Below are 26,228 nucleotides of genomic sequence, written 5' to 3' on the forward strand. Positions count from 1 at the left end.
TTCGCGGCTAAAGCCGCTCCCACAGTGTCCCTGCTAATTCAATGAGTTATGCGCAGTTCCATGAGAGCGGCCTTGCGTCGCGATTGGGGCGCAAAGCGCCCCCCGAGGCCATCAGATCCTGAAACTGCCCACCAACTGCTTCAAACGCCCGGCCTGCTGCGCCAGCTGGTCGCAGTGGCGCAGGGTTTCATTGAGGTTCTCCACCCCTTGCTGGTTCAGCGCGTTGATCTGGGTGATGTCCAGGTTGAGGCTTTCGACCACGGCGGTCTGCTCTTCGGTAGCCGTGGCCACCGACTGGTTCATGCCATCGATCTCGCCGATGCGCTGGGTCACGCTGGCCAAGCGCTCGCCGGCCTGGTTGGCCACCTGCACGGTCTGCTCGCTGGACACCTGGCTGGTGTTCATGGTGTGCACCGCTTCGCGCGAGCCTACCTGCAGGCTGGTGATCATGCGGTGGATTTCTTCCGCCGATTCCTGGGTACGGTGTGCCAGGTTGCGCACCTCGTCGGCCACCACGGCAAAACCACGGCCAGCCTCACCGGCACGCGCTGCCTCGATGGCGGCGTTCAGTGCCAGCAGGTTGGTCTGCTGCGAGATGCCCTTGATCACGTCGAGGATCTTGCCGATTTCATCGGTGCTGGCGTTGAGCGTTTCAATCTGCGCACACGATTCGCTGATGCGCTGCGACAGGGCGGTCATGGCGCTGATCGCTTCTTCCACCACTTCACGGCCACCGTGCGCCTGTTCGCTGGCGCCGCTGGCATGCTGCGAGGCATCGGCGGCGTTGCGGGCGATTTCCTGGGTGGCGGCACCCAGTTCGTTGATGGCGGCCGCCACGCTGTTGGTGCGCATGCTCTGTTCTTCGGAACCGCTGATCGACGCATTGGAGGCGCTGACCACTTTCTCCGACAGGTCATGCACCAGGCGGGTGGCCGACGACACTTCGCTGATCGAGGCATGGATGCGCTCGACAAAGCGGTTGAACGAGGTGGCCAGTTCGCCGAATTCGTCCTGGTTCTGCACGGTCAGGCGGCGGGTAAGGTCACCTTCGCCCTCGGCGATGTCGCGCATGGCGCGGCCCATGGTGGTCAGTGGGCTCATCAGCACCGGGATCAGCAGGCCAAGCAGGCCGGCGATGGCAGCCACGGCGATCAGCATGGCGATGATTGCCGAGGTGCGGAACTGGCTGAGCGCGGCGTAGGCCTTGTCCTTGTCGATCGACAGGCCGATGTACCACTGTGCCGAGGGCAGGCCGGCGACCGGGGCGAACGAGATGATCCGGTCCTGGCCGTTGAGGGTGACATCCTGCATGCCAGCGGCGACCCGCAGGTTGCTGCCCGGGTAGATATCCTTCAGGTTCTTCATCACCTGGTCTTTGTTCGGGCTGACGATCACCTGGCCATTGGCGTCGGCGAGGAAGGCGTGGCCGATGCCGCCGAAGTCGACCGAGTTGATGATCTCGACCAGGGTGTCGAGGGTCACGTCTCCGCCAACCACACCGATCAGCTCACCATTGGCCTTGCTTTTAGCCGGCGTGGCGATGGTCACCATCAGGCCGCCGACAGCGCCTTGGTACGGGGCGGTCAGCACCGTTTGCCCGGCACTGGCGGCGGCGCCATACCAAGGGCGCTGGCGCGGGTCGTAACCGGCAGGCATCTGCGTATCCGGGCGCTGGGTGAACACGCCGTTGGCCTGGCCCAGGTAGGTGAACAGGAAATTGCGCGTATAGGACGGCTGCTCGATCAGCCCGGCCAAGGTATCGCCGGCGCCTTGCAGGCCAATGTCCTGGGCCAGGTTCTCCAGCACCAGGATGCGCCCGCTCATCCAGTTCTGCACGCTGCTGGCGGTCAGTGCACCGGACTGCTGCACCGAGGCTTCGATGTTCTGGCGGATGGTGTTGCGTTGCAGGTAGTCGTTGTAGAGCGTGAACAGGGCAAATGCCAGGACCACGACGCCGCAGGCGCTGAGCAGGATCTTGTGGCGAAATTTCAGGTTCATGTTTCGAGACCTTGAGCCAATGAGGGGAGGGCGCAGCGCGCTTGTGACGTTCTGCGGGGCCTGTCGACCGAGATATCGGCTCAAGGGGTAAAAGATTGAAGCGCTTACAGAAATTTCTTACAGAAGTTTCGACGGACGGCTGTCAGGCATTGGCCAGTTGCTCGATCAACAGCCTTGCAGCCTGCTGCAGCGGCTGTTGTTTGCGCCACAGGATGTGCACCGGCAACTGCAGTTCGTTGCGCGTATTGCGAAAGTCCAGGCGTACCAAGCGCCCGGCGGCCAGCAGCGGCGCCACCCGTGACAACGGCAGGTCACCCCAGCCCAGGCCTGTTTCGACCATTTGCAGGGCCAGGTCGAAACTGTCGGTGGACCAGTGCGTGGCGCCAATCAGCGGGCGCGGGTCGGCTAGCGGCAGATCGCGGCTGCGTACCAGAATCTGACGCACCTGGGTCAGGTCTTCCAGGTAGTGGATGCGCCCCTCGCGCAACGCCGGGTGGCGTGGCGACAGGGTGGCCACCAGCGACTCCATGCCGATGTGCTGAAAGCCGCGGCGGGCATCCACCTGCAGGCCGGCGAAGGCCACGCAGAGGTCGGCACGGCCGCTGTCCAGCAAGTGCAAGGCTTCTTCCTGAGGCGCACTGAGCAAGGCGATGTCGAGCAACGGGTGGCGTTCACCAAGGCTGGCGATGGCAGCCAGCAGCGGGCGGTGATCAATGTCGGGCACTACGGCCAGGGTCAGGCTGCTCTCCAGCCCCTGGGAGAGCTCCAGGGCATGCACCTGCAGCAGCCCCAGTTGCTCGCCAATCAGCCTGGCGTGCGGCTCCAGGGCCAGGGCCTGCGCGGTTGGGCGAACCTCGCGTGGGCCGCGTTCGAACAGGTTGTAGCCCAGTTCTGCTTCAAGGTTGCCGATGGCCATGCTCACGGCTGAAGGTACGCGCTTGAGTGCGCGTGCGGCGGCAGAGAACGAACCGCAGTCGAGCACGGCAAGAAACAGCTGGATGTTGTCGCTGGAAAAATTCATGGCAGCCTCCTGTCAGTAGATCTGACAGCTGCTGACTTTTGCTGTCAAGCGTGGTGAAGCATGATTGCGCCCCTTCGCTATTGTCTTTAGAGGTAACCCCGGGTGCAGGGATTGAAACGCAAACTGGTCTACGTGACCTTCTATGAACTGATCGGGCTGTGCATGTCGACCCTCGGGCTGGCCTACCTTTCGGACACCCAGGCGTCACATACCGGGCCGCTGGCGGTAATGATCACCACCATCGCCATGCTCTGGAACCTGATCTACAACAGCCTGTTCGAACACTGGGAGAGCCGCCAGGCCAAGCGCGGGCGTAGCGTGGCGCGGCGGGTGGTGCATGCTGTCGGCTTTCAGCTGACCCTGGTGGTGTACCTGATTCCGCTGATTGCGTGGTGGCTGGACATGACCCTGGTGGAGGCGTTGCTGGTGGACATGGCGTTCATTGTGCTGATCCCTTGCTACACCTTTGCCTACAACTGGGCGTTTGACCGGGTGTTCGGGTTGCCCAGTTCGGCGATGGCTACAGCCTGATGCAGCCTGGGCCGGCCTCTTCGCGGGTGAACCCGCTCCTACAAGGGTACGAGTATCCATGGGGCAACGCGTACTGTTGTAGGAGCGGGTTTACCCGCGAATAGGCCAGCACAGGCAACCTCTAAGGCGGCAGGCGAATGATCAACGGCTCCTGCGATTGCCTCACCTGCGGCTCCACCGGCTGTTCGGCAGGCCGCGGCGCACTGGCCAGCAAACTGTCCTCCACCTGCCCCGACAGGTAATACACCCCCGCCATGGCCCCGCTCTGGCGGTTCTCCATCAGCTCCTGCCATTCCTGGTTCAGCGCCACGTTGAGGATCACCCGCAGTTGCTCCACCATCTGCGGCTGTTCGCGGTCATGGGTCATCATCCCGTAACCGGCAGCGGCAATCGAAATCATCGCCCCTGCCACCTTGCCCACTGCCGACGCCACGGCACTGGCGACGCCGCGCGGGGCCAGGGTGGCCCCCAGCTTTTCGCTGGCCTGGGTAGCCACCGAGTTCAGCCCGACATCGGTCCTGCCGGGGGCTTTGCTGGCTTGCTGGTGCAAGTGCTGGCGCATGGCTTGCCAGGCAGGCTGCTGATCCAGCGACTTGGCCCGCAGCAACGTATACAGGCTGGCATTGCGTGTATCCGGCGGCCCCAGGTGGATGGCGGGGATGCGGTTGAGCCGCTGGCTGAACTGCTCGGGCGGCGCGTTGTAGCGGCTGATGATGGCCGGCAGCTGCTGGCCGAGCAGTTGCAGGTACAGTTCGCAGGCGCGGTCGCGGATGCCTTCGGGGTTTATCTGCTCGGCCACCGGCTCGATCACCCTTTCGTGGTACTGCTCCTGCAGGTAAAGGGCCAGGCGTTTTTCTGCAGGCTCGCGGCCTTCGCCGCTGTCGAGCTTGTACCAGGCCACCTTGAGGGTCAGCCATTGCTGGGTCCAGTAACCGGTGAACCAGGGGATGAAGTCGCTTTCGGTGCGTTGCTGTACCTGCTCTTTCCATACCCGCATCGAGCGCCGGGCATAATCGTTGGCCGAACCGGCGGCGCCGGCCGAGGCGTCGATCAGTTCCTGGTCGATGCGTTGCCAGGCGGCCGGGGTGAGCACAGCGGGCGGCGGCGGAGCAGGCGGGCGCTTGCCGGCGCAACCGCCAAGCGCCAGCAGAAGGCACAGCAAGAGAAGGGCTCGAGAACTCACGCGACCGCCTCCCGGGTAGAGGCTGGGGTGGTGTTCCGAGTATAGGGCGGGGCGCGAGGTGCTGCCGTGCAGCCTATCGATCCGGCAAGGCCGTTCTCATGGAACTGCACATAATGTATTGAATTGGCAGGGACACTGTGGGAGCGGCTTTAGCCGCGAACACCGGCGCAGCCGGTGCCATGCACCGCGTTGGATTCTTCGCGGCTAAAGCCGCTCCCACAGGGTATGCGGACCGCTTGCGAACTCAGTTCTCTGCGCGATCTCCTACAGGGGGCCGCGTAATTACTTGAGGTCGAGCTTTTCTTCCAGGCGGTCAAGGTGCTTGTGCATCAGCCCCAGTGCCGCCTCGGCATCGCCTTGCTCCACGGCATCGATGATCGCGGCATGTTCCTCCCACGCACAGTGGTCGCAGCACGGCGACTCGTAGCGGGCAATGATCAGCGAGGTCATCGGCACCAGCCCATTGAGAAAGCGCGCCAGTGGCGCATTGGCCGCCACCTGCGCCAGTTTCAGGTGAAACTCGCCGCCCAGGCGGATCGCCGCGCAGCGTTCGCCACTTTCATGGTGCTGGCGCTCGCGCTCCACCAGTTGCCGCAACTGCCGTACCTGTGCCGGGCGGGCGCGTTGCGCGGCCAGGGTGATCAGCGTGGTTTCGGCCAGGCGCCTGGCGCTGAGCACCTGGCGTGCCTGGTCCGGGTCGGGCGCCGCCAGGTGTGCGGTGTGGCTGGGGCGTTGCACCACCACCTGCTGATCGGACAAGCGCCCGAGCACGCGGCGGATCACCGTGCGGCTGACGCCAAAGGCATGGCCCAGCGCCTGCTCGGGCAACAGGCTGCCGGGTGGCAGGCGCTGTTCAAGAATGGCGTCAAACAGCCGCGGGTAGATCTGCTCGGCCGACAGGCGGGTTTCGCCGGCCGCGAGCAGGGCAGGCAGGTGGGGGGCGGCGTTCATGGTCGCTCTCCTCGGGTCATGGGTGCGGGTGGTCGTCCGGGATGTTCAGCGAGATGCCCATGCGCGAGCCTTCGGCGAGGATGTGCTGGCGCATCTGGGCACTGGCCTGGGCGCTGTTGCGCTCACGTATGGCGCGCACCACCGCTTCGTTTTCTTTCAATCGCGCGGCCAGGTGTTCGGGCGAGTTGCGCAGCATGTCGGCACTTTGCTTGAGGGCATTGCCAGTCTGCTGCACCACGCTCTGGAAGATCGGGTTGGTGGTCAGGGCGAACAGCGCCTCATGGAAGGCGATGTAAGCCTTGGCCCCGGCTTCGCTGTCATCGGCCTCCAGCGCTTCGCGCATGTCCATCAGGGTCAGCCGCAACTGGCCAACATCCTGGCTGTTGGCCGATTGCGCCACCAGGCCGACAATGAACGGTTCCAGGGTGTAGCGCAGTTCCAGTACGTCGGCCAGGCTGGCCGCGGCACTGGTGTCCTGCCCTGGCTCCTGGGCGGTGGCATCGGCCTCCAGTACCAGCACGCCCTTGCCCGGCAGCGCACGCACCAGGCCCAGGGTTTCCAGCACGGTCACCGCTTCACGCAGGCTGGGGCGGCTGATGCCCAGTTGTTCGGCCAGCTCGCGCTGGCCTGGCAGCATGTCACCGCTGCGCCACTGGCCGCGGGCCAAGGCCTGGCGGAGTTTCTCCACCACTGAGTTGACGACGGTCGATGAGCTGATCACGTTTCGCTCCTGGAAGGGCCGGCATCAGAGCCGGCCACGTTCGCTCAAAATTCCTGTTGATGGGCGTTGGGCTGCTTGCGTGGCGTGGGAGCAAAGCCGGGTTTGCCAGCGAGCACGTTGTGCGCACGCTCCAGGTCGATGTCCTTCTCCCAACGGGCGATGGCCACGGTCGCCACACAGTTGCCAATCAGGTTGGTCAATGCCCGGCCGATGCCCATGAACCAGTCCACCGCCAGTACCAGCACCAGGCCGACCACCGGAATCGCCGGTACGGCGGTCAGGGTGGCGGCAAGGATCACCAGCGCCGAGCCTGGGATGCCGTGAGCCCCCTTGGAAGTCACCAGCGACACCAGCAGGATGGTCAGCAGGTCGGTCATCTCCAGTGGTGTGCCGGTGGCATTGGCGATGAACACGATGGCCAGGGTCAGGTAGATGGAGAAACCATCGAGGTTGAACGAATAGCCGGTGGGGATGACCAGGCCGACCGTGGAGCTGCCGATGCCCAGGTGCTCCAGCTTGCGCATGATCTGTGGCAGCACGGCGTCGGAAGAAGCGGTGCCAAGGACGATGGTCAGTTCTTCACGCAGGTACTTGATCAGCGGCAGCAGCTTCAGGCCCGACAGGCGCATGACCGTGCCCAGCACGATCAGCACGAAGCCAGCGCAGGTCAGGTAGAACAGTGCCACCAGCCCGCCCAGGTGCTGCAGCGATTCCAGGCCGTACTTGCTGGTGGTGAAGGCGATGGCGCCGAACACGCCGATTGGCGCCAGGCGCACGATCATGCCCATGATGCGGAAAATCACGTGGCTCAGTTCGTTGATCAGCCGCGATATGCCGGCGGCCGAATCGCCCACCAGGTTCAGCGCACTGCCGAACAGCACCGAGAACAGCAAAACCTGAAGGATGTTGTTGTCGGCGAACGCTCCGACCACCGAGGTGGGGATCAGGTCCATGAAGAACTGCGTGGCACCATGAATATGCTGGCCACGCTCGGCCAGGCCGTTAGCATCGGCGCTGGACAGCTGGTCCAGGTGAATATTGGCGCCGCTGCCGATGCCGCTACCAAAGGCGAACACCAGGCCGATCACCAGGGCGATGGTGGTCAGCACTTCAAAGTAGATCACCGATTTCAGGCCGATGCGCCCGACCTTTTTCAGGTCGCCCGCGCCCGAGATACCACTGACCACCACGCAGAACACGATCAGGCCGATGAGCATCTTGATCAGCTTGATGAAGCCGTCGCCGAGGGGTTTGAGTTGCAGGGAAAGGTCGGGGAAGCTGAGGCCGCAGGCGATGCCGAGGGCAAGGCCGAGCACGACTTGCAGGAATATCGAACGCGAGCACCATTTGAGCATGGGAGAAGTCTCAGATCGGTGTCCTTGCTTCGGTAGCCGCACGGGGCGAAAGAGCGCAGGACTTAATTATTGTGGTCTTACCGGTTTGTTCAGCGCGAAGCCATAAAAGCGCGAAAAATCCGATATTGCAAGGGTTTTTGGCCTTACCGGTCTGACCAGTTGTGGGGCAAGCCGGAGCGCCGGGCTCTAGTTCGGTGCGTGCCGCTGGATCGGCCGCCAGGCGGCCGTTTCGCGGGTAAACCCACGCCTACAGGGTGCGCGTACGCGTGTAGGGGCGCGTGCAGTCCGGTACCGCGAAGCGTGTTGCAAGCAACCTGCCAACCTGGCCGCGATCCTGGTATTTCCGATAACGACATGATTCATAAGGTTTATTTGCAATCCTTGGCTGAGCCCGTAGAATCCGCGCCCGACCGGGCAGTCACCAAGAGGCCGATCACGGGCTGTACATCCCGTCAATCGCACACCCGCAGGCTCCCGGCGTAAAAATGAATGGAGTCTCATCGTGCGCCTCAACCTGCCGGTAACCCCGGTCGAGCAACGTTTTCCCGCAGATCAGCGGCTGATTTCAGCCACCGACACCGCCAGCCTGATCACCTATTGCAACCCCGAATTTGCCGCCATCAGCGGCTACAGCGAGGCCGAACTGATCGGCAGCCCGCACAACCTGGTACGCCACCCGGACATGCCGCCGGCAGTGTACGAACTGATGTGGCGCTACCTGAAAGCCGGCAAGAGCTGGATGGGCATCGTCAAGAACCGCTGCCGCAATGGCGACTTCTACTGGGTCAACGCCTACGTTACCCCCATCCTCGAAGGTGGGCGTGTGGTCGGCTACGAGTCGGTGCGGGTTTGCCCGACGCGTGAGCAGGTGGCGCGTGCCGAGGCCCTGTATGCGCGGCTGCGCAACGGCCAGGCGGCCCTTTGCGCGCCACGTCGGCTGGGCTTGCTGGCCCAGGGCCTGGCCTTGCCAGTGGCGGGTGGCCTGTTGGCGCTGGGCGCCAACCAGCTATGGCCTGGCCTGGTAGGGCAGGGGCTGACGCTGGGGTTGTTCGTGGCCTACGGCCTGTGGGTGCGCAACGCCATTGAACGGCAGTTGCAGCACGTTGTGCAGGGCGCCGAAGGCACCTTCGCCGACCCGATCGCCGCCTTGACCTACAGCGACCTGCCGGGTGCCGCCGGGCAACTGCAAGTGATGCTGGTCAGCGAAGAGGCGCGCCTGAAAACCGCGTTGACGCGCCTGAGCGACCTGGCTGGGCAAATGGCGGTGGCTGCCCACGATGCCGGGCAGTTGTCACGCAGCACCGAGTCGGCACTGCTGGAGCAGCGTGCCGAAACCGACCTGAGCGCCACGGCGATGAACCAGATGGCTGCCTCCATCGGGGAGGTGGCCAACCACGTGCAGTTGACCGCCGCCGAAGCACACACCGCGCAGCTGTTGGCCGAGCAGGGCAGCCAGGTGGCGGATGCCAGTGGTGCGGCCATCCGCTCCCTGGCCGGCACTGTCACGCAGATCAACCAGGCGGTCAGCCACCTGGCCGGCCAGACCGGCGCCATCGCCGAGGCCGCCGGGATGATCCGCGGCATTGCCGAGCAGACCAACCTGCTGGCGCTCAACGCCGCCATCGAAGCGGCCCGTGCCGGTGAGCAGGGCCGCGGCTTTGCCGTGGTTGCCGACGAGGTGCGGGCCCTGGCCGACAAGACCCGCCAGTCGACCCTGCACATCCAGGCCATCATCGACACCCTGCGCAGTGGCGCCGAAGACGCCGTGGCGATTGCCAGCCAGGGCATCGACGGTGCCGAGCAGGGCGTTGCCCAGGTGCAGGAAGCTCGCCAGGCGCTGCATGGCATTCGTGACGCGGTGCAGCGCATCAGCGACATGAGCCAGCAGATGGCCACCGCCTCGCAGCAGCAGTCGACGGTGGCCGAAGCTGTTTCGCGGCAGATCAACGGTGTGGCTGGTATTGCCCAGCACAGCGCCCACAGCGCCAATGCTGCCGCCTCGCGCGGCGCCGAGCTGGAACAGGTATGCGCCGGATTGCGCGCCCTGGTGGAGCGCTTCAACCGCTAAGGCAGGATGCTTTATGGATGACATCTATCGCGCGGCCGTGGACGCGGCCGCGATCTTTTCCGAAACCGACCTGCGTGGGAACATCACCTACGTCAACCAGCAGTTCTGCAGCATCTCGGGTTACAGCCGCGAAGAGCCGCTGGGGGCCAACCACCGCATCCTCAACTCCGGGCTGCACGAGCCGGCGTACTTTGTCGGCATGTGGCAGGCGTTGGTTGCTGGGCGGGTGTGGAAGGGCGAGATCTGCAACCGGGCCAAGGACGGCTCGTTGTATTGGGTCGACAGCACCATGGTGCCCTTGGTCGACCCGCAGACCGGCCTGGTACGCAAGTATGTGTCGATCCGCTTTGACGTCACCGAGAAACGCCAGTTGCTGCACACCTTGCAATGGCGAGTGGGCCACGATGTGCTCACCGGGCTGCCCAACCGCGCTTATTTGTCCGACTTGCTGAACCAGGCCCTGGCCTATTCGCGCCGCGAAGACGTGCCGTTGGCGGTGTGCATGCTCGACCTGGATGGTTTCAAGGCGGTCAATGATGGCTACGGGCATGCCGTAGGCGACCTGCTGCTGGTGGAAGTGGCGCAGCGCTTGAAGCGCATCCTGCGCGGTGGCGATGCCGTGGCCCGCTTGTCCGGCGACGAGTTCGTGCTGATCCTGCGTGATGTCGATGATGACCGCCAGCTGCATGCCGCCTTGCGGCGAGTGTTGCGGGCGTTGGCGGCGCCTTGTGTGGTGCGCGAACACACGCTGTCGCTCAGCGCCAGTATCGGTGTAACCCTGTACCCGCAGGATGATGAAGACGCCGACACCCTGGTGCGCCATGCCGACCAGGCCATGTATGTGGCCAAGCAGCGCGGGCGTAACCGCTACCACCTGTTCGACGTATCGCAGGAGCAGGAGCTCAAGGCCACCCACCAGACGGTGGCGCGGGTACGGCGGGCCTTGAACAACCATGAGCTGCGCCTGTACTACCAGGCCAAGGTCAACCTGCGCAGTGGCCAGGTGCTGGGTTTCGAAGCGTTGCTGCGCTGGCAACGACCAGGCCGCGGCCTGGTGCCGCCTGGTGACTTCCTGCCATGGGTAGAGCAGACCGACCTGATCGTCGAAATCGGCGAGTGGGTGCTCGACCAGGCGCTCAGCCAGCTGCAGGCCTGGCAGCGCCAAGGCCAGCCCTGGTCGTTGAGTGTGAACATCGCCGCGCGGCATTTGCAGCGCGGCGACTTTGCCGAGCGCCTGCAGCAGTTGCTGGCAGCGTACCCGGAAGTGGAGCCGTCGCGGCTGGACCTGGAAATCGTCGAGTCAGTGGCGATCGACAACCTGCAGCACGTCAGCCGCTGCCTCGATGACTGCCGTGCGTTGGGCGTGCGATTTTCGCTGGATGACTTCGGCACAGGTTACTCGTCGCTGAGTTACCTGAAGCGCTTGCCAACCCAGACGATCAAGATCGACCAGTCGTTCGTGCGTGACATCCTGCACGATCAGGACGACCTGGCGCTGACGGCGGCGATGATCGGCCTGGCCCGGGCATTTGGCCGCGAGGTGATTGCCGAAGGGCTGGAGAGCGTCGAGCACGGCCGGGTGCTGATGGGGCTGGGCTGCGAGTTGGCGCAGGGCTACTGCATTGCCCGGCCGATGCCTGCCAGTGAAGTGCAAGCCTGGGCGCAGGCTTACCGGCAGCCAAGCGCCTGGGCTTCTTTTGCAAGCAGGCAAGGGCTAGTCAGGCGATAAAGGGGGCGCTGCGTGGCCCCAGGTCCATCTTGGCCAGCTGCATACCTTGTGGCCAACATCTGTCAGCCCTGATGCGATCCCTGTGGGAGCGGGCGAGCCCGCGAAGAAACCAGCGCGGTGTATGGCACCGGCTGCGCCGGTGTTCGCGGCTAAAGCCGCCCCTACATAGCCAGCACAGTACTTGTGGGAGCGGGTTTACCCGCGAAACGGACAGGACCATTACAACGCATCCCGCGCCTTGCCCCGGTACACCCGCAACACATCCGCCATCACCGCCAGCGCAATCTCTGCTGGCGACTTGCTGCCCAAATCCAGCCCGATAGGCATGTGCAGCCGCCCGATCTGCTGGTCGCTCAACCCGCCAATCCGCTGCAAGCGCTCGGCACGCCGTGCCGATGTCGCGGCCGAGCCCATGGCGCCAATGTAGAACGCTGGCGTATGCACCGCCTCCATCAGCGCCAGGTCATCGATTTTCGGGTCGTGGGTCAGCGCCACCACGGCGGTGGCCGCATGGCAACCGCCTGCCGCGATAAACAAAGAGGGCAACACACGGTGCATCTGCGCGCCCTGTATCTGTACATGCGCCATCTCTTCACGCGGGTCGCAGGCAATTACCTCGCAGCCCAGGGTACGCGCAATATCGGCACAGGCTTCGGCAACCGGCGACAGCCCGGCCAGCACCAGGCGCAGGGCAGGGCCGATGCCGATATGCACAGCATCCTCGTTCGTGCGCACGGCCACACTGTTGTCGCCGTGCACCGTAAAATCTCCCGCCGGCAAGGCGACTTTGCGCGTGACACGCTGCTGCCCCAATAGCGCCCCGCGCAAGGCTTGCAGATGCTCCAGCCAGGCGCCTTCCGCCGGCCGCCGCTCCACCAGCACCACCAGCACGCCGCCGCACGGCAGGCGCAAACGCCGGCTCTGTTCCTGGCCATCGCCATACCGCACCACCTGCGCAGGCTGGCTGAACGCGCCGTGTGCCAGGCTGGAAAGGAATTCCTCTTCGACGCAGCCGCCGGACAGTGAACCGACCCATTCCTGCGCGCTGCGGCAGGCCAGCATTGCCCCAGGCGAGCGGGGCGCCGAGCCGTAGGTGGACAGCACCGTACACAGCCACACCGTATCGCCGGCCCTGGCCCATTGCAGGGCCTGGTCGATCACCTGCAGGTCGAGATGCTGCATGCTCCGCTCCCTCGCTCATACCGTCTGTGCCCAGCCGAAAAAGCCGCGCAATGGCCCATCGTCTGTGGCAGTGTGGGTTATCTGGCCAGCCCCACAGGGACCGACATGCAAACTCGTAAAACCGGTGTTCGTGCCCAGCAGGCCGACCGCACCCGGGACAACATTCTCAAGGCCGCGGTAAAGGTCTTCAGCAAGGAAGGCTTCACCGGTGGGCGCGTCGAGCAAATCTCCACCCTGGCCAAGTCCAACGACCGGATGATCTATTACTACTTCGGCAACAAGGAAAAGCTGTTCATCAGTGTGCTGGAGCACATCTACGCCAGCTTCAACCAGGCCGAAGCCAGGCTGCGGCTCGACCTCACCGACCCCGAGCAGGCCCTGCGCGAGCTGGTGGCGTTTATCTGGGACTACTACGTGCGCCACCCCGAATTCGTCACCATCCTGGCCACCGAAAACCTTCACCAGGGCCAGCACGCGCGCAAGTCGCAGAACCTCAAGGCGCTGTCTGGCGAGGCGGTCGGCGTGCTGCGGCCGATCATCGAGGCGGGCCAGGCCAAGGGCCTGTTCCGCGACGACATCGACATCACCCACGCCTACCTGATGATCGCCTCGCTCTGCTACTTCTATAACTCCAACCGCCATACGCTCAGCTCGTTCCTTGCCGTGGACCTGGCCGACAAACAGGCCAAGGCCGACTGGCTGGTGTTCATCAGCGACCTCGCCCTGCGCGGCCTGCGCCGTTGACCTCAGTGGCTGCCGGGGTTGGCGCGCACCTGCGCGGCCTTGGCGGCCAGCCCTTGCCAGGCCGGCTTGTCAGCGGCAAAGCGCTGGCGCAGGTAGGCCGCCAGGTCAGCTACCTGGCGGTCTGACAGGCTGCCCTTGAAGCCGGGCATGTAACCCAGGTCGCGGGTTGCCGGGGTCGGAATGCCGTGCAGTACCACCCGTAGCAGGTTGTCCGGCAGGTCGCTGTGAACGTTGCTGTTGACCGCCATCGACGGGCTGACGCCAAACAGCTTCGGCCCCAGGCCGTCGCTGTGGCAGGCCATGCAGGCGCCTTTGAACACCCGCTCGCCGTTGCTCAGCGACACTTGCGTGTCTGCCTGAGGCGCGGCTTTGGCGGCTTGCGCCTGCGGCTCGCCATCGAGTGAGCTGAGGTAGTGGGCGATGGCGCGCACGTCGCTTTTGGGCAGCGTGGCCAGTTCGCTGACCACCGGGCCCATGGGGCCGGCCGCCACACCGTGCTTCTCGGAAAAGCCGGTGCTCAGGTAGCTGAACAGTTCGTCTTCGCTCCACGGCGTAGACGACTTGCCCAAGGCATTCAGGGCCGGGGCTTCCCAGCCATCGACCATGCCGCCAGCCAGGTAGCTGCTGCCGGCCTTTTCCGCGCCCATCAGGTTGCGCGGCGAATGGCAGGCGGTGCAATGGCCCAGGCCATCGACCAGGTAAGCGCCGCGGTTCCACTGTTCGCTGCGCTGCGGGTTTGGTTGATATTCGCCGCGTTGCAGAAACAGCGCGTTCCAGCCGGCCATCAGCGGCCGCTGGTTGAACGGGAAGCGCATCTGGTTGGCGGGCGCCTCCTGGCGTACCGGGGTTTGCGACATCAGGTAGGCATACAGGGCCTGCATGTCGGCGTCGTTGATGTTGCGAAACGAGGTGTAGGGAAAGGCCGGGTACAGGTGCCGGCCATCGCGGCTGATGCCTTCGCGCATGGCTCGCTCGAAGGCGGCAAACGACCACCGGCCAATGCCGGTTTCCGGGTCGGGGGTGATATTGGTGCTGTACAGCGTACCGAACGGCGTTTCCATCGCCAGCCCGCCGACATTGACCTTGCCACCGCTGACCGTATGGCACACCGCGCAGTCACCGGCCGCCGCCACCTGGCGCCCGCGTTCAAGCATCGCGGCGCTCCAGCTGCCGGCACCCGGTGGGGTCACCGGGGCGATTTCGGCGCGCCAGGGCAGGGCGGTGGCAAGCATGCCCAAGGCTGCGCCAAACACCCCGGCCAGCCCGCCGAACCACCACTTGCTGCGCTTGCTTGCCGGTTGCATCGGAGCCGCAGCATCAGGCCCCTGGCCATCGCCAGCGAGTGCGGCGCGCACCCGTTCGGCGGTGATCGGCAGTTCGCGAAAACGAATGCCGGTGGCGTCGAAAATGGCGTTGGCGATGGCTGCTGCGCTGGGTACCGAGGCGGACTCGCCACTGCCCATCGGGGGTTCGTGCTGGCGCGGCAGCATCATCACGTCGATGGCGGGTAGCTCGGGGAAGGTCAGGATCGGGTAGCCGCCCCATTCCTTGCTGGCCACGGTCGATTCTTCAAAGCTGACCTGTTCCTTGAGCACGCGGCTGGTGGACTGAATGACGTTGCCGTGGATCTGGTGGCGCACACCCTCGGGGTTCACCATCATCCCGGCATCATGGCCGATGACCACCCGGGTGACGGCGACTTCACCGGTACGCCGGTCCACCGCCACATCGGCTACCCACGCGGCCCAGGCCGCGCCGAAACCGGGGAACTTGCTGTGGATGTAACGCGCATAGGCAAAGCCGCGGCCGCGCAGCACGTCACCTTCGGCTTGTGCCTGCATGGGTTGGGTATGCGGCTGCCAGTCGGCGCGTTCGGCGGTGGCCTTGACCAGGTCGATGGCGCGCGGATCGGACAGGTGCTTGAGGCGATATTCGACCGGGTCGACACCGGCCGCAAATGCCAACTCATCGATGTACGATTCGTGGGCGAAGCTGTTGGGCATGGCCGACACGCCGCGCATCCACGACGCGCGCACCAGCGGTGTCATGTCATTGATGGTGACGCGCATGTGCTCGTAGTCATACGGCGGGATCGAGGTGCGGTCACCCATTTCGAACAGTGCCGGCACCGGTTCCACGGCCCCGGTCAACAGCAGGGCCAGGGTAGGCGCGCCGTTGGACGGGTAGCTGGTCTGGAAGTCGTAGGCGGCCACGCTGCCATCGGCATTCAGGCCGCCATCTATCTCCATCAGCTGTGCAGTGCCCTTGGGCTCCCACACGTGTTCCTGCTCACGGGTCAGTTGCACCCGCACCGGGCGCTGCACGGCGCGCGACAGCAGCACCGCATCGGCGCACACATCATCGGCGCAGTTGCGGCCATAGCAGCCGGCGGCCTCCATGCGGATGATCTCGATGCGCTCTTCGCCACACGCCAGCAGCCAGGCCAGGTCAGCGCGCAGCAGGTGCGGGTTTTGCGTGCCGGACCACACGCGGATCTGCCCTGGGGTGAAGTCGGCCAGCGCGCACGAGGGGCCGATCGAGGCATGCAACTGGTACGGCCACAGGTAGCTGCGGCTAAGGCGCTGACTGGCGTTGGCGATGCCAGCGTCGACATCGCCCTGGTCCAGCACGGTACGTTGCACCCGTGGGTTGTCGCGGATGGCCTGGGCAACATCGCTCAGGTCGGGCAGCTTGCCGGCAAAGGGCTTCCAGCTGATTTTCAGCTCATGGGCCGCGCGGATCGCTTGCTCCTCGCGCTCGGCCACTACGCCCACGAAGTCGCGGATCACCACCACGGCCACCACGCCGGGCACATGGGCGATGGAGCTTTCATCAACCGCCAGCAGGCTGTTGCCGACGAAGTCGCCACTGTCGTGGCCGGCATAGGGCGGGCGGATTACCCGGCCATGCAGCATGTCGGGCAGGCGCATGTCATGCACGTAGGTCAGTTCGCCGGTGGCCTTGCCGGGGATGTCCACGCGGGCGGTGCTGCGCCCGACCAGGCGATAGTCCTCAATGGCTTTCAGCGGCGCGTCGTCGGCAATATACAACTGGCGGTTTTCGCCGCGCACCAGTTCGGCAAAGCTCAGCGTGCTGCCATTACTGGCGATGACCGTGCCTTCTTCAATGCGCAGCGCAGCGGGCTCGCAGCCAAGGCGTTGCGCCGCCTGTTGCAGCAGATGGCGGCGCGCGGTGGCCGCGGCCCTGCGCAGCGGTACGGCGGAAATCTGCAAGGTGGCACTGGCGATGGTCGCGCCCTGGTTGGGTGCCCGCTCGGTGTCGCCCAGCACCATGTGCACCTGGTCCATGCGCAGGTCCAGCTCTTCGGCGACGATCTGCGCCAGCGAGGTGCGGATGCCGGTGCCCAGGTCGACGTGACCGTTGAAAGCATAGACCCTGCTGTCGTCGCTGACGGCGATGAACAGCGCCAGCTCGCGCGCCTTGACCACGGGCGTCACCCCCTTGGCCACCGGGCCGGAAGGCGGGGTGATCTGGTCGACGATCAGCAGCACGCCGGTCTTGGCCAGCAGCTGGTCACGGCTGGGCACCTGTTGCGAGTGGTTCATGCTTTTCTCCGGGTCTCGGCGGCGCGGCGCACGGCGCGCAAAATTTCGACGTGGGTGCCACAGCGGCACAGGTTGCCGGACAGTTCGTGGCGGATCTGTTCGTCGCTGGGCTCGGGGATGCGGTCGAGCAGGGCCTTGGCGGTCATGATCATGCCGTTTATGCAATAGCCGCACTGGGCTGCCTGTTCGTCGATGAAGGCCTGTTGCACCGGGTGTGGCGCGGCCTTGCAGCCCAGCCCTTCGAGGGTGGTGATGTCGCGCCCGGCAGCGCCGGCCAGGGGGATGACGCAGGAACGGGCGGCCACGCCGTCGATGATTACCGTGCACGCCCCGCACTCGCCCAGGCCGCAGCCGTACTTGGGGCCGTTCAGGCACAGGTCGTTGCGCAGGATCAGCAGCAGCGGGGTGTCGGGCATGGCGCTGACGTCGACCGCCTGGCCGTTGATCCGCAGGGAGATGGTTGTTTGCATTATGGGCTCATCTCTGGAGGTTGCTTGCGCTACCAAAACACTCAAATGCTGCGTGTATTTCGGTAAGTACTCACTACATGAAATGAGAGAGCAAGAAGCAGGCCAGGGATGAATCTGGAGGTTTCACAGGGTTGCTGGGTGGGCGCTAATCCTGTGGGAGCGGGCGTGCCCGCGAACACCGGCATAGCCGGTGCCATCCACCGCGCCGCCTGTTTCGCGGGCATGCCCGCTCCCACAGGTACTGTGCTGGCTTCCAGATGACGCGTTACCTGTGTGAGCGGCTTCAGCCGCGAACACCGGCGCAGCCGGTGCCATCCACTACAAGGCTCAACCCGCGCTGTCGTCGCTGTCGATCATCTTGCGCAGCAGGTACAGGATGGCCACACGCTCGCCGGCATTCAGGCTGCCCATGCTCAGTTCGCTGATCTGCCGGGCGCAGGGGATCATTGCATCAAGCAGCGCGGCGCCGCTGTCGGTGAGCTCGACGATGACCTTGCGCCGGTCGCCCGGGTCTGGCGACAGCTGCACCAGTTCGCGCGCCTTCAGGCGTTCGACGATGCCGCGGATGGTCGCCTGGTCCACCGCCGTGGCCTTGATCAGCTCGGCTTGCGAGCTGGGGCCATGGTCGCGCAGGGCACACAGGGTAACGAACTGGATCGAGGTCAACTGCGGGTCGCAAGCCTGCTGCTGGAAGATCGCCGTGTGCCGCTGGTAGGCCTTGCGCAGCAGGTGGCCGACCTGTTCGGTGACGTCGTAGGGGGTGGTGTCGAGCGGGGCGCTGCTGGGGGTGGTTTTGTTCGGCATAGGATGGCTTGGGCTGGTGGAAAGGTGCTGGCCGGCCGCCAATAGCGGAGCGCCCGGCCAGTATAACCACTATCGCACCCGCGACTCCTGCGGCGCGACCACATCACCGGCCAGGACCACGGCCTGGTCATCCAGGTAGATATCGCAGTTGCGCAGCGGGATGTCCAGGTGGCATGGGGTCTTGCGCTTGCCACCGACCTCGGTGTTGGGGCCGGTGGAGAACAGGAAATTGCCGTAGAACGCGCGGGCATCCATGCACATGCCGTCGTTACGGTCGTGCAGGCCCATGGCTGTCCACTGCGCGCGCGGCTGCAGGCCCCAGCCGATGTGCGAAATGCCGTACACCTCGGGGTCGTTGAAGTACTTCATGTAGTCGCGCAGGTACTCGGCCTCGAAGCCACCATGAATACCGGTGATGAAGCCTTTTTCGATCTCCAGGGTGATGCGTTCGCGGCAGTAGTTCTTGAACGGCAGGATGATGTCGCCCACGTCGAGCACCAGGGTGCCCTCGGCGCTGTCTTCGTTCGGCCAGGTGAACAGGAAGCCGCTGGGCCAGTGGTCCCAGCGCCCTGGCTCGTCGGCATAGCCGTATTCGGTCACGGCCGGATACTGGCCGAGCGGGGCGTGGAAGTCGCTGCCGGCCTTGGACCGTACATGCAGGCTGCGCGCCTGTTTCAGCAGGGTTTCGGCGGCCAGCACGCGGCGCTTGTCGTCTTCGCTCGGCAGCATGCGCGCCAGCACTTCCGGTGGCTCCACGGCCAGCAGGATGCGCGTGCCGGTCTTGAGGATCTGCTCCTGCTCCGGCGAGTGCAGCAGCATCATGGTGTCGACCACCAGGTCGGCGGCTTCCAGCGCCCGCTGCGCCGCCAGGTTGCCGGTGAGCGCGGTGTCGCCACAGTAGGCAGTCATGTCATTGCCCATGGCGGTGGGGTGGTTGAACGCCGGCAGCTCCACGGCATACACCTTGGCCTTCAGGCGCTGCGCGGCCTCCATCGCGGCGTTGACCGTGCGCGGGTCGGAGTAGTGGCTCTTGAGCACGGCGACGCTCTGCGTCTCGTCCACGCGGGACAGCTTCAGTACGTGCTCGAACATCTGGGTCAGTTGTGCATTGCTCACCGGCATCGGGGTTCTCCTGGGCGGCGTTGACGGGGAGAGGTGCTGCACCATGGCAGTGCCTGGCGCATCATCTCGGTGCAAATTAATAGTGTGTACACCCTACTTTTGCAGATGAAAGCGCATCCTGCCGGCGAGCGCAAGTTATCTGTAGAACGTTACCTATTCACACATTTACCCAGTATTTACGGTAACAGTGCCGCGTGACTGGTTTTCGATCAGGTGTTTGAAAAATATTTGCCAAGCCCTCTTTCCAAAAAACAATTACAGCGTATACGCTCTAAATCGTCAGGCGGTCGAGCCGCTGGCCACACATCAGAACAAGAGGAGACAAACCCATGCGGGGTAGGCAGAAAATCGCAATCGTCGGTGCAGGTCTGGGTGGGGCAGCCGCCGCCACGTTGCTGCAGCAGGCCGGCTTCGATGTCGAGGTGTACGAGCAGGCGCCGGCGTTCACCCGCCTGGGTGCGGGTATCCATATCGGCCCTAACGTGATGAAAATCTTCCGCCGCATGGGGCTGGAGCAGAAGCTGGAGCTGATGGGGTCGCACCCGGATTTCTGGTTCAGCCGCGACGGTGCCAGCGGCGATTACCTGTCGCGTATTCCACTGGGTGAGTTTGCCCGCCGCGAGTACGGCGCGGCCTACATCACCATTCACCGGGGCGACCTGCACGCCCTGCAGATCGACGCGATCAAGCCCGGCACCGTGCACTACGGCAAGCGCCTGGAAAAGATCGTCGATGAAGGTGACCAGGTACGCCTGGACTTCGCCGATGGCAGCCACACCGTCGCCGATATCGTCATCGGTGCCGACGGCATCCACTCGAAGATCCGTGAAGAGCTGCTGGGCGCCGAAGCGCCGAACTACAGCGGCTGGGTGGCGCACCGGGCGCTGATCCGCGGGGTTAACCTGGCGCAGCATGCCGATGTGTTCGAGCCGTGCGTGAAGTGGTGGTCCGAAGACCGCCACATGATGGTCTACTACACCACCGGCAAGCGCGACGAGTACTACTTCGTCACCGGCGTGCCGCACGAAGCCTGGGACTTCCAGGGCGCTTACGTCGACAGCAGCCAGGAAGAGATGCGTGCCGCCTTCGAGGGCTACCACCCCACGGTGCAGAAGCTGATCGATGCCACCGAATCGATTACCAAGTGGCCGTTGCGCAACCGCAACCCGCTGCCGCTGTGGAGCCGTGGCCGGCTGGTCATGCTCGGCGACGCCTGCCACCCGATGAAGCCGCACATGGCCCAGGGCGCGTGCATGGCCATTGAAGATGCGGCCATGCTGACGCGCTGCCTGCAAGAGACCGGGCTTTCCGACCACCGCACCGCCTTTGCCCTGTACGAGGCCAACCGCAAGGAGCGCGCATCGCAGGTGCAAGCGGTATCCAACGCCAACACCTGGCTCTACACCCAGGAAGACCCGGCCTGGGTCTACGGCTACGACCTGTACGGGCAGCAGCTCAAAAGCGGGGAGGCGGCATGACGACTTTCGTCGCCGGCGGCAACGTCAGCGCCAATGGCATCCGCCAGCATTACCTGCGTTATGGCGGCAAGGGCCAGGCGCTGATCCTGGTGCCGGGCATCACCAGCCCGGCGATTACCTGGGGCTTCGTCGCCGAGCGCCTTGGCCAGTACTTCGATACCTACGTGCTGGATGTGCGCGGGCGCGGTTTGTCTTCAAGCGGCCCGGAACTGGATTACGGCACCGATGCCTGTGCTGCGGATATCCCGGCCTTTGCCGCCGCGCTGGGCCTGGACAGCTACCACCTGGTCGGGCACTCGATGGGCGCGCGCTTTGCGATTCGTGCCGCCGCCCAGGGCGCGCCGGGGTTGCAGCGGCTGGTGCTGGTCGACCCGCCGGTGTCCGGGCCGGGCCGCCGCGCCTACCCGAGCAAGCTGCCGTGGTATGTCGATTCGATCCGCCAGGCCACGCTCGGCATGAGCGGCGACGACATGCGCGCCTATTGCGCCACCTGGAGCGACGAGCAACTGGTGCTGCGTGCCGAATGGCTGCACACCTGTCATGAACCGGCGATCGTGCGTGCCTTCGAGGATTTTCACCAGGTGGACATTCACCAGTACTTGCCCGCCGTGCGCCAGCCGGCGTTGCTGATGGTGGCCGGGCGTGGCGGGGTGATCGAGCCGCGCGACATCGCCGAAATCCGCGAGCTGAAGCCGGACATCCAGGTCGTACAGGTGGATAACGCCGGCCACATGATCCCGTGGGACGACCTGGACGGCTTCTTCGCCGCCTTCGGCGACTTCCTCGACCAACCCCTTGCCTGACGGAGCACGAAACATGACCAAGCTATACCGCATCGGCCAGATCGTGCCGAGTTCGAACACCACCATGGAAACCGAGATCCCGGCGATGCTCAACGCCCGCCAGGCCATCCGCCCCGAGCGTTTTACCTTCCACTCCAGCCGCATGCGCATGAAGCAGGTGAAGAAGGAAGAGCTGGCGGCCATGGACGCCGAGTCCGACCGCTGCGCCGTGGAGCTTTCCGATGCCAAGGTCGACGTGCTGGGCTACGCCTGCCTGGTGGCGATCATGGCCATGGGTCTGGGCTACCACCGGCAATCGGAAAAGCGCCTGCAGCAGGCCACCGCCGACAACGACGCGCTGGCGCCGGTGATTACCAGTGCCGGGGCGCTGGTCGAGGCCTTGCATGTGATGAAGGCCAAGCGCATCGCCATCGTCGCCCCGTACATGAAGCCGCTGACCGAGCTGGTAGTGAACTACATCCGCGAGGAAGGCTTCGAGGTGCAGGACTGGCGTGCACTGGAAATCCCCGACAACCTTGCCGTGGCGCGGCACGACCCGGCCAACCTGCCAGGCATCGTCGCCGGCATGGACCTTGAAGGCGTCGATGTGGTGGTGTTGTCGGCCTGCGTGCAGATGCAGTCGCTGCCGGCCGTGGCCAAGGTCGAGGCGCAAACCGGCAAGCCGGTAGTCACCGCGGCCATCGCCACCACTTACGCCATGCTCAAGGCGCTTGACCTGGAGCCGGTTGTGCCGGGCGCTGGTGCCTTGCTGTCGGGCGCCTACTGAAAGCGGGAGACGCACATGAGCGACGTACAAAGCGCCCGTGACAACTACCAAGGCGTGTGGGGCCAGCGCATCGGCTTTGGCCGCAAGCCGGCACTGCTGATGATCGATTTCATGCAGGGCTACACCACCCCCGGTGCACCGCTGTACGCCCCGGGCGTGGTCACAGCGGTGGAGCAGGCTGCCGGCCTGCTGGCGCTGGCCCGCGACTGCGGTACCCTGGTGGTGCACACCAATATCCGCTACCAGCCGCCGCACTTCGCCGATGGCGGTGTGTGGGTGCGCAAGGCGCCGGTGATGAAGGACATGGTCGAAGGCAACCCGCTGGCCGCGTTCTGCGAGGCCGTGGCGCCGCAGCCGGGGGAGGTGGTGCTGAGCAAACAGTACGCCAGCGCCTTCTTTGCCACCAGCCTGGCCCCGCTGCTGCATGCCCAAGGCGTGGATACCGTGGTGCTGGCCGGCTGCTCCACCAGCGGCTGTATCCGCGCCAGTGCGGTGGATGCCATGCAGCATGGTTTTCGAACCATCGTGGTGCGCGAGTGCGTGGGTGACCGCCACAACGACCCGCACGAAGCCAACCTGTTCGACATCGACAGCAAGTACGGCGATGTCGTTACCCGGCAGGACGCCATGCAGCAACTCAGGCAGTTGGCCGGCTGACCGCCGGGCAGCGCTGACCCAATAACAATCAAGGAACGGTGCCGGAAGCCCGTCCATGACCGCCTGCTGTCCGGGCGGTCGCCCCGCAGGAGCACTCGGGGTCTTTCAGGCGTTGCCCAGGCACGCCGCGTATAGTGCGCGGGGTGCCCGGCGCGTCGAAAACTGCTGGCCTTAAAACAACCACAAAGTCGCCCGCCAGGAGACAGGAAATGCCAATTGCGAATGCAACCACGGTCCACAGTGACATCGACCATGGCACAAAAGCGCTGTACAGCAAGATCACCTGGAGGCTAATCCCCTTCCTGTGCTTCTGCTACCTCGCAGCTTATCTGGACCGCATCAACGTCGGCTTCGCCAAGCTGCAGATGCTCGAAGACCTGCAGTTCAGCACCGCCGCCTATGGCCTGGGTGCCGGGCTGTTCTTCGTCGGCTACATCATTTTCGAAGTACCGAGCAACCTGATCCTGCAGCGCGTCGGCGCCAAGTTGTGGATCGCCCGCATCATGATCACCTGGGGCCTGTTGTCGGCCTGCACCATGTTCGTCAGCACCACCACGCAGTTCTACATCCTGCGCTTTCTGCTCGGCGCCGCCGAAGCGGGCTTCCTGCCGGGCGTGCTGTTCTACCTGACCATGTGGTACCCCACCTACAGGCGCGGGCGCATCATTGCCCTGTTCATGATCGGGTTGCCATTGTCGAGCGTGATCGGCGGGCCGATCTCCGGCTGGATCATGGGGCATTTCGACCAGGTGCATGGCCTGCACGGCTGGCAGTGGCTGTTCCTGCTGGAGGCGATCCCCAGCGTGCTGCTCGGCATCCTCACGTTCTGGGCCTTGCCTAACCACTTCCAGCAGGCCAAGTGGCTGTCGGCCGAGGACAAGGCGCAACTGGCTGATGACCTGGCCGCCGACGATGCCGAGGGCAAGGACAGCAAGCACAGCTTCCGCGACGGTTTCTTCAACCTGAAAGTGTGGATGCTCGGTGGCATCGACTTCTCGATCCTGCTCAGTGCCTATGCCATGGGCTTCTGGATGCCGACTTTCATCCGCGATGCGGGCGTCAGCGACACCTTCCACATCGGCCTGCTCACGGCCATCCCGAGCCTGGCCGCGCTGGCCGGCATGCTGATGATCGGCGCCAGCTCCGACCGCCACCGCGAGCGCCGCTGGCACATCATCGTGCCGTTCATCATCGGGGCAATTGCCATGGCCAGCAGCACCTTGTTCAGCCAGAACCTGGTGATGACCGTGCTGCTGTTCGCCATCGCGTCGGCAGCCATCATCGGCGCGGTGCCGGTATTCTTCAGCCTGCCGGCGACCTTCCTCAAAGGCACGGCGGCAGCCACTGGCTTTGCCCTGGCGTGTTCGGTGGCCAACATTGCCGGCCTGGTCAGCAACTCGCTGATGGGCCTGGTCACTGACCTGACGGGTACCTCCCACGCGGCGTTGTGGGTGTTTGCCGGCTGCCTGATCCTCAGCTGCTTCCTGGTCATCGCCCTGCCGGCGAAGCTGGTCAACCGCTAGCGGCCCAGCGCTTCACGCAATGGCAGGGCAGGCGGGCCAGGTGCCCGCCTGCCGACCCTTTCCCGACGCAACCCTGCACGTCGGTGGCCACACACGGCCGCCGCGCCGGGTTGCCGTTGCCCGAAATCCAGGAGTAGCCCCATGCAAGGTTCCACTGCACCGCGTTTTTCTTCGTCTGCGCGCCTGGCCGGTGGCTGTATTGCCGCCGCGCTGTGTGCCGAGGCGCCGGCAGAAGAGGCCGGTTTCATCGAAGGTGCCCGCGCCACGCTGCAGGCGCGCAACTATTTTTTCAGCCGCGACTATGCCGATATCAAGGGTACAAGCACCCAGTCGCGTACCCAGGAGTGGGCGCAGGGTTTCATCCTCAATGCCAGCTCGGGTTACACCCAGGGTACCGTGGGTGTTGGTGTCGATGTGACCGGCCTGCTGGGCTTCAAGCTCGACAGCAGCCCGGAGCACGCCAAGTCAGGCTTGCTGCCCAGCCTGGACAGCGGCAAGTCGGCAGACGAATACAGCCGCCTGGGGGCTGCGATCAAGTTCAAGGTGTCGCAGACCGAGTTGAAGGTGGGCGAGTTGATGCCCAACCTGCCTGTGCTGCTGTTCAGCGACCTGCGTCTGCTGCCGCCGACCTACCAGGGCGCGATGCTGGAGTCGCGCGAGTTTGCCGGGCTGACCCTGAATGCCGGGCAGTTCCGTTCCACCAGCCTGCGCGACTCGTCCAATAGCCAGAAGATGTACGCGCTGGTCAACGACCCGATCAACCCGGCGCGGCTGGCGCGCTTTACCAGTGACCGCTTCAACTACGTGGGCGCCGACTATGCCTTCAACGACAACCGCACCAGCGTAGACGTATGGCAGGCGCAACTGGAGGATATCTACCAGCAGCGTTTCTACAGCTTCAAGCATGCCGAGCCGCTGGGGGACTGGACGCTGGGGGTGAATGCCGGCTATTTCGATGCCCGCGAGGACGGGCGCAAGATTGCCGGTGACTACGACAACCATGCGCTGTTCAGCCTGTTCTCTGCCAAGACAGGTGGGCATACCTTTTACGTGGGCTACCAGCAGATTGGCGGTGAAGACGGTTTTATCCAGGTCGGGGCCAACACCAACCCGATGGGGAATACGTTGCCGACGTATGAGTTCTCGGCGCCGGGTGAGCGGTCCTGGCAGGTGCGGCATGACTACAACTTCGTTGCGCTGGGGCTACCGGGCCTGACTTCGACGTTGCGTTATGTGAAGGGGCGGGATGTGGACACCGGGCTGGGCTTTGCAGGGCGTGATCGCGAGCGCGACCTGGACCTGGCCTATGTGGTGCAGAGTGGGCCCCTGGCCGGGCTTGGGGTACGGGTGCGCAATGTGATGGCGCGCTCCAATTACCGGACCGATATCGACGAGAACCGCTTGATCCTGAGTTATACGGTCAAGTTGTTCTGATACCGCGCTGGGTTCTTCGCGGCTAAAGCCGCTCCCACAGGACTGCGCTGGCTTTGAGTTCGCGCTGTCCCTGTAGGAGCGGCTTTAGCCGCGAACACCGGCGCAGCCGGTGCCAACCACCG

General features: G+C 64.7%; 21 protein-coding genes and 2 pseudogenes. 11 read left to right on the forward strand and 12 right to left on the reverse strand.

The genetic code is table 11. From position 1 onward, the window contains the following. Positions 1-111: 111 nt before the first annotated feature. The 3 genes and pseudogenes from IAE39_RS30135 to IAE39_RS22245 all read right to left on the reverse strand — a co-directional run bounded on the left by IAE39_RS30135 (position 112) and on the right by IAE39_RS22245 (position 3,019). On the reverse strand, positions 112-852 hold the full coding sequence (locus tag IAE39_RS30135) for a methyl-accepting chemotaxis protein (RefSeq protein ID WP_370290711.1): 741 nt from the start codon (positions 850-852) through the stop codon (positions 112-114). Between the two features lie 114 nt (positions 853-966). Beyond that, a pseudogene (mcpA, locus tag IAE39_RS30140) lies at positions 967-1,998 on the reverse strand (methyl-accepting chemotaxis protein McpA); the annotation flags it as partial. Positions 1,999-2,140: 142 nt separating this feature from the next. After that, positions 2,141-3,019 (reverse strand): LysR family transcriptional regulator, encoded by an 879-nt coding sequence (locus tag IAE39_RS22245; protein WP_201206578.1) that lies wholly within the window; start codon positions 3,017-3,019, stop codon positions 2,141-2,143. Between the two features lie 102 nt (positions 3,020-3,121). On the opposite strand from IAE39_RS22245, the gene IAE39_RS22250 reads away from it, so the two are divergent. After that, on the forward strand, positions 3,122-3,550 hold the full coding sequence (locus IAE39_RS22250) for a PACE efflux transporter (protein WP_201206580.1): 429 nt from the start codon (positions 3,122-3,124) through the stop codon (positions 3,548-3,550). Positions 3,551-3,671: 121 nt separating this feature from the next. Here the strand turns inward: IAE39_RS22250 and IAE39_RS22255 are convergent, their stop codons facing one another. The 4 genes from IAE39_RS22255 to IAE39_RS22270 all read right to left on the reverse strand — a co-directional run bounded on the left by IAE39_RS22255 (position 3,672) and on the right by IAE39_RS22270 (position 7,760). After that, the gene (locus IAE39_RS22255) at positions 3,672-4,733 is read right to left on the reverse strand and encodes a hypothetical protein (protein WP_201206582.1); all 1,062 of its coding nucleotides are present in this window, start codon (positions 4,731-4,733) and stop codon (positions 3,672-3,674) included. 282 nt (positions 4,734-5,015) lie between these two features. Further along, positions 5,016-5,684 carry a GntR family transcriptional regulator gene (locus tag IAE39_RS22260; RefSeq protein WP_201206583.1) on the reverse strand — a complete coding sequence of 223 codons (669 nt, stop codon included), beginning with the start codon at positions 5,682-5,684 and terminating at the stop codon, positions 5,016-5,018. A gap of 16 nt (positions 5,685-5,700) precedes the next feature. Then, a complete protein-coding gene (locus tag IAE39_RS22265; RefSeq protein ID WP_201206585.1) occupies positions 5,701-6,405 on the reverse strand; it encodes a FadR/GntR family transcriptional regulator in 705 nt (234 codons plus the stop codon). A gap of 44 nt (positions 6,406-6,449) precedes the next feature. Continuing rightward, positions 6,450-7,760: a C4-dicarboxylate transporter DctA gene (locus tag IAE39_RS22270; protein ID WP_201206587.1), complete on the reverse strand. Its 1,311-nt coding sequence runs from the start codon at positions 7,758-7,760 to the stop codon at positions 6,450-6,452. Positions 7,761-8,262: 502 nt separating this feature from the next. On the opposite strand from IAE39_RS22270, the pseudogene IAE39_RS30145 reads away from it, so the two are divergent. From IAE39_RS30145 to IAE39_RS22280, 3 genes and pseudogenes are all read left to right on the forward strand, one after another. Further along, positions 8,263-8,592 (forward strand): annotated as a pseudogene (locus IAE39_RS30145) (PAS domain-containing protein); the annotation flags it as partial. A 138-nt stretch (positions 8,593-8,730) separates the two neighbouring features. Further along, on the forward strand, positions 8,731-9,828 hold the full coding sequence (locus IAE39_RS22275) for a methyl-accepting chemotaxis protein (RefSeq protein ID WP_442968455.1): 1,098 nt from the start codon (positions 8,731-8,733) through the stop codon (positions 9,826-9,828). A 13-nt stretch (positions 9,829-9,841) separates the two neighbouring features. Then, positions 9,842-11,557 carry a putative bifunctional diguanylate cyclase/phosphodiesterase gene (locus tag IAE39_RS22280; RefSeq protein WP_201206591.1) on the forward strand — a complete coding sequence of 572 codons (1,716 nt, stop codon included), beginning with the start codon at positions 9,842-9,844 and terminating at the stop codon, positions 11,555-11,557. 219 nt (positions 11,558-11,776) lie between these two features. Here the strand turns inward: IAE39_RS22280 and IAE39_RS22285 are convergent, their stop codons facing one another. Then, positions 11,777-12,739 carry an XdhC family protein gene (locus IAE39_RS22285; protein WP_201206592.1) on the reverse strand — a complete coding sequence of 321 codons (963 nt, stop codon included), beginning with the start codon at positions 12,737-12,739 and terminating at the stop codon, positions 11,777-11,779. Between the two features lie 105 nt (positions 12,740-12,844). Here IAE39_RS22285 and IAE39_RS22290 point away from each other — a divergent pair, with 105 nt between their 5' ends. Beyond that, positions 12,845-13,483, forward strand: a complete 639-nt coding sequence (locus IAE39_RS22290) for a TetR family transcriptional regulator (protein WP_201206594.1) — start codon at positions 12,845-12,847, stop codon at positions 13,481-13,483. 2 nt (positions 13,484-13,485) lie between these two features. Here the strand turns inward: IAE39_RS22290 and IAE39_RS22295 are convergent, their stop codons facing one another. The 4 genes from IAE39_RS22295 to IAE39_RS22310 form a co-directional block, all read right to left on the reverse strand. Continuing rightward, on the reverse strand, positions 13,486-17,049 hold the full coding sequence (locus IAE39_RS22295) for a molybdopterin cofactor-binding domain-containing protein (RefSeq protein ID WP_201206596.1): 3,564 nt from the start codon (positions 17,047-17,049) through the stop codon (positions 13,486-13,488). Further along, complete coding sequence (locus tag IAE39_RS22300) at positions 17,046-17,519, reverse strand: (2Fe-2S)-binding protein (protein ID WP_201206598.1); 474 nt, start codon at positions 17,517-17,519, stop codon at positions 17,046-17,048. The genes IAE39_RS22295 and IAE39_RS22300 overlap by 4 nt, the downstream gene beginning before the upstream one ends. Positions 17,520-17,846: 327 nt before the next feature. After that, complete coding sequence (locus IAE39_RS22305; protein WP_201206600.1) at positions 17,847-18,323, reverse strand: MarR family winged helix-turn-helix transcriptional regulator; 477 nt, start codon at positions 18,321-18,323, stop codon at positions 17,847-17,849. Positions 18,324-18,392: 69 nt separating this feature from the next. Further along, entirely contained in the window at positions 18,393-19,445 is a 1,053-nt protein-coding gene (locus tag IAE39_RS22310; RefSeq protein ID WP_201206602.1) for a 2,5-dihydroxypyridine 5,6-dioxygenase, read from the reverse strand. Positions 19,446-19,774: 329 nt separating this feature from the next. Here IAE39_RS22310 and nicC point away from each other — a divergent pair, with 329 nt between their 5' ends. The 6 genes from nicC to IAE39_RS22340 all read left to right on the forward strand — a co-directional run bounded on the left by nicC (position 19,775) and on the right by IAE39_RS22340 (position 26,106). Then, the gene (gene nicC / locus IAE39_RS22315; RefSeq protein WP_201206605.1) at positions 19,775-20,923 is read left to right on the forward strand and encodes a 6-hydroxynicotinate 3-monooxygenase; all 1,149 of its coding nucleotides are present in this window, start codon (positions 19,775-19,777) and stop codon (positions 20,921-20,923) included. Further along, entirely contained in the window at positions 20,920-21,726 is an 807-nt protein-coding gene (gene nicD, locus IAE39_RS22320) for an N-formylmaleamate deformylase (RefSeq protein WP_201206607.1), read from the forward strand. The genes nicC and nicD overlap by 4 nt, the downstream gene beginning before the upstream one ends. 13 nt (positions 21,727-21,739) lie before the next feature. Next, positions 21,740-22,492, forward strand: coding sequence for a maleate cis-trans isomerase family protein (locus tag IAE39_RS22325; protein WP_201206609.1), 753 nt, complete (start codon positions 21,740-21,742; stop codon positions 22,490-22,492). A gap of 15 nt (positions 22,493-22,507) precedes the next feature. After that, entirely contained in the window at positions 22,508-23,149 is a 642-nt protein-coding gene (locus IAE39_RS22330) for an N-carbamoylsarcosine amidohydrolase (protein WP_201206611.1), read from the forward strand. A gap of 209 nt (positions 23,150-23,358) precedes the next feature. After that, positions 23,359-24,672, forward strand: coding sequence for an MFS transporter (locus IAE39_RS22335; protein WP_201206613.1), 1,314 nt, complete (start codon positions 23,359-23,361; stop codon positions 24,670-24,672). Between the two features lie 141 nt (positions 24,673-24,813). Beyond that, positions 24,814-26,106 carry an OprD family porin gene (locus IAE39_RS22340; protein WP_201206615.1) on the forward strand — a complete coding sequence of 431 codons (1,293 nt, stop codon included), beginning with the start codon at positions 24,814-24,816 and terminating at the stop codon, positions 26,104-26,106. Positions 26,107-26,228 lie beyond the last annotated feature (122 nt).

Source organism: Pseudomonas sp. S37 (genome assembly GCF_016658545.1).
Classification (GTDB): domain Bacteria; phylum Pseudomonadota; class Gammaproteobacteria; order Pseudomonadales; family Pseudomonadaceae; genus Aquipseudomonas.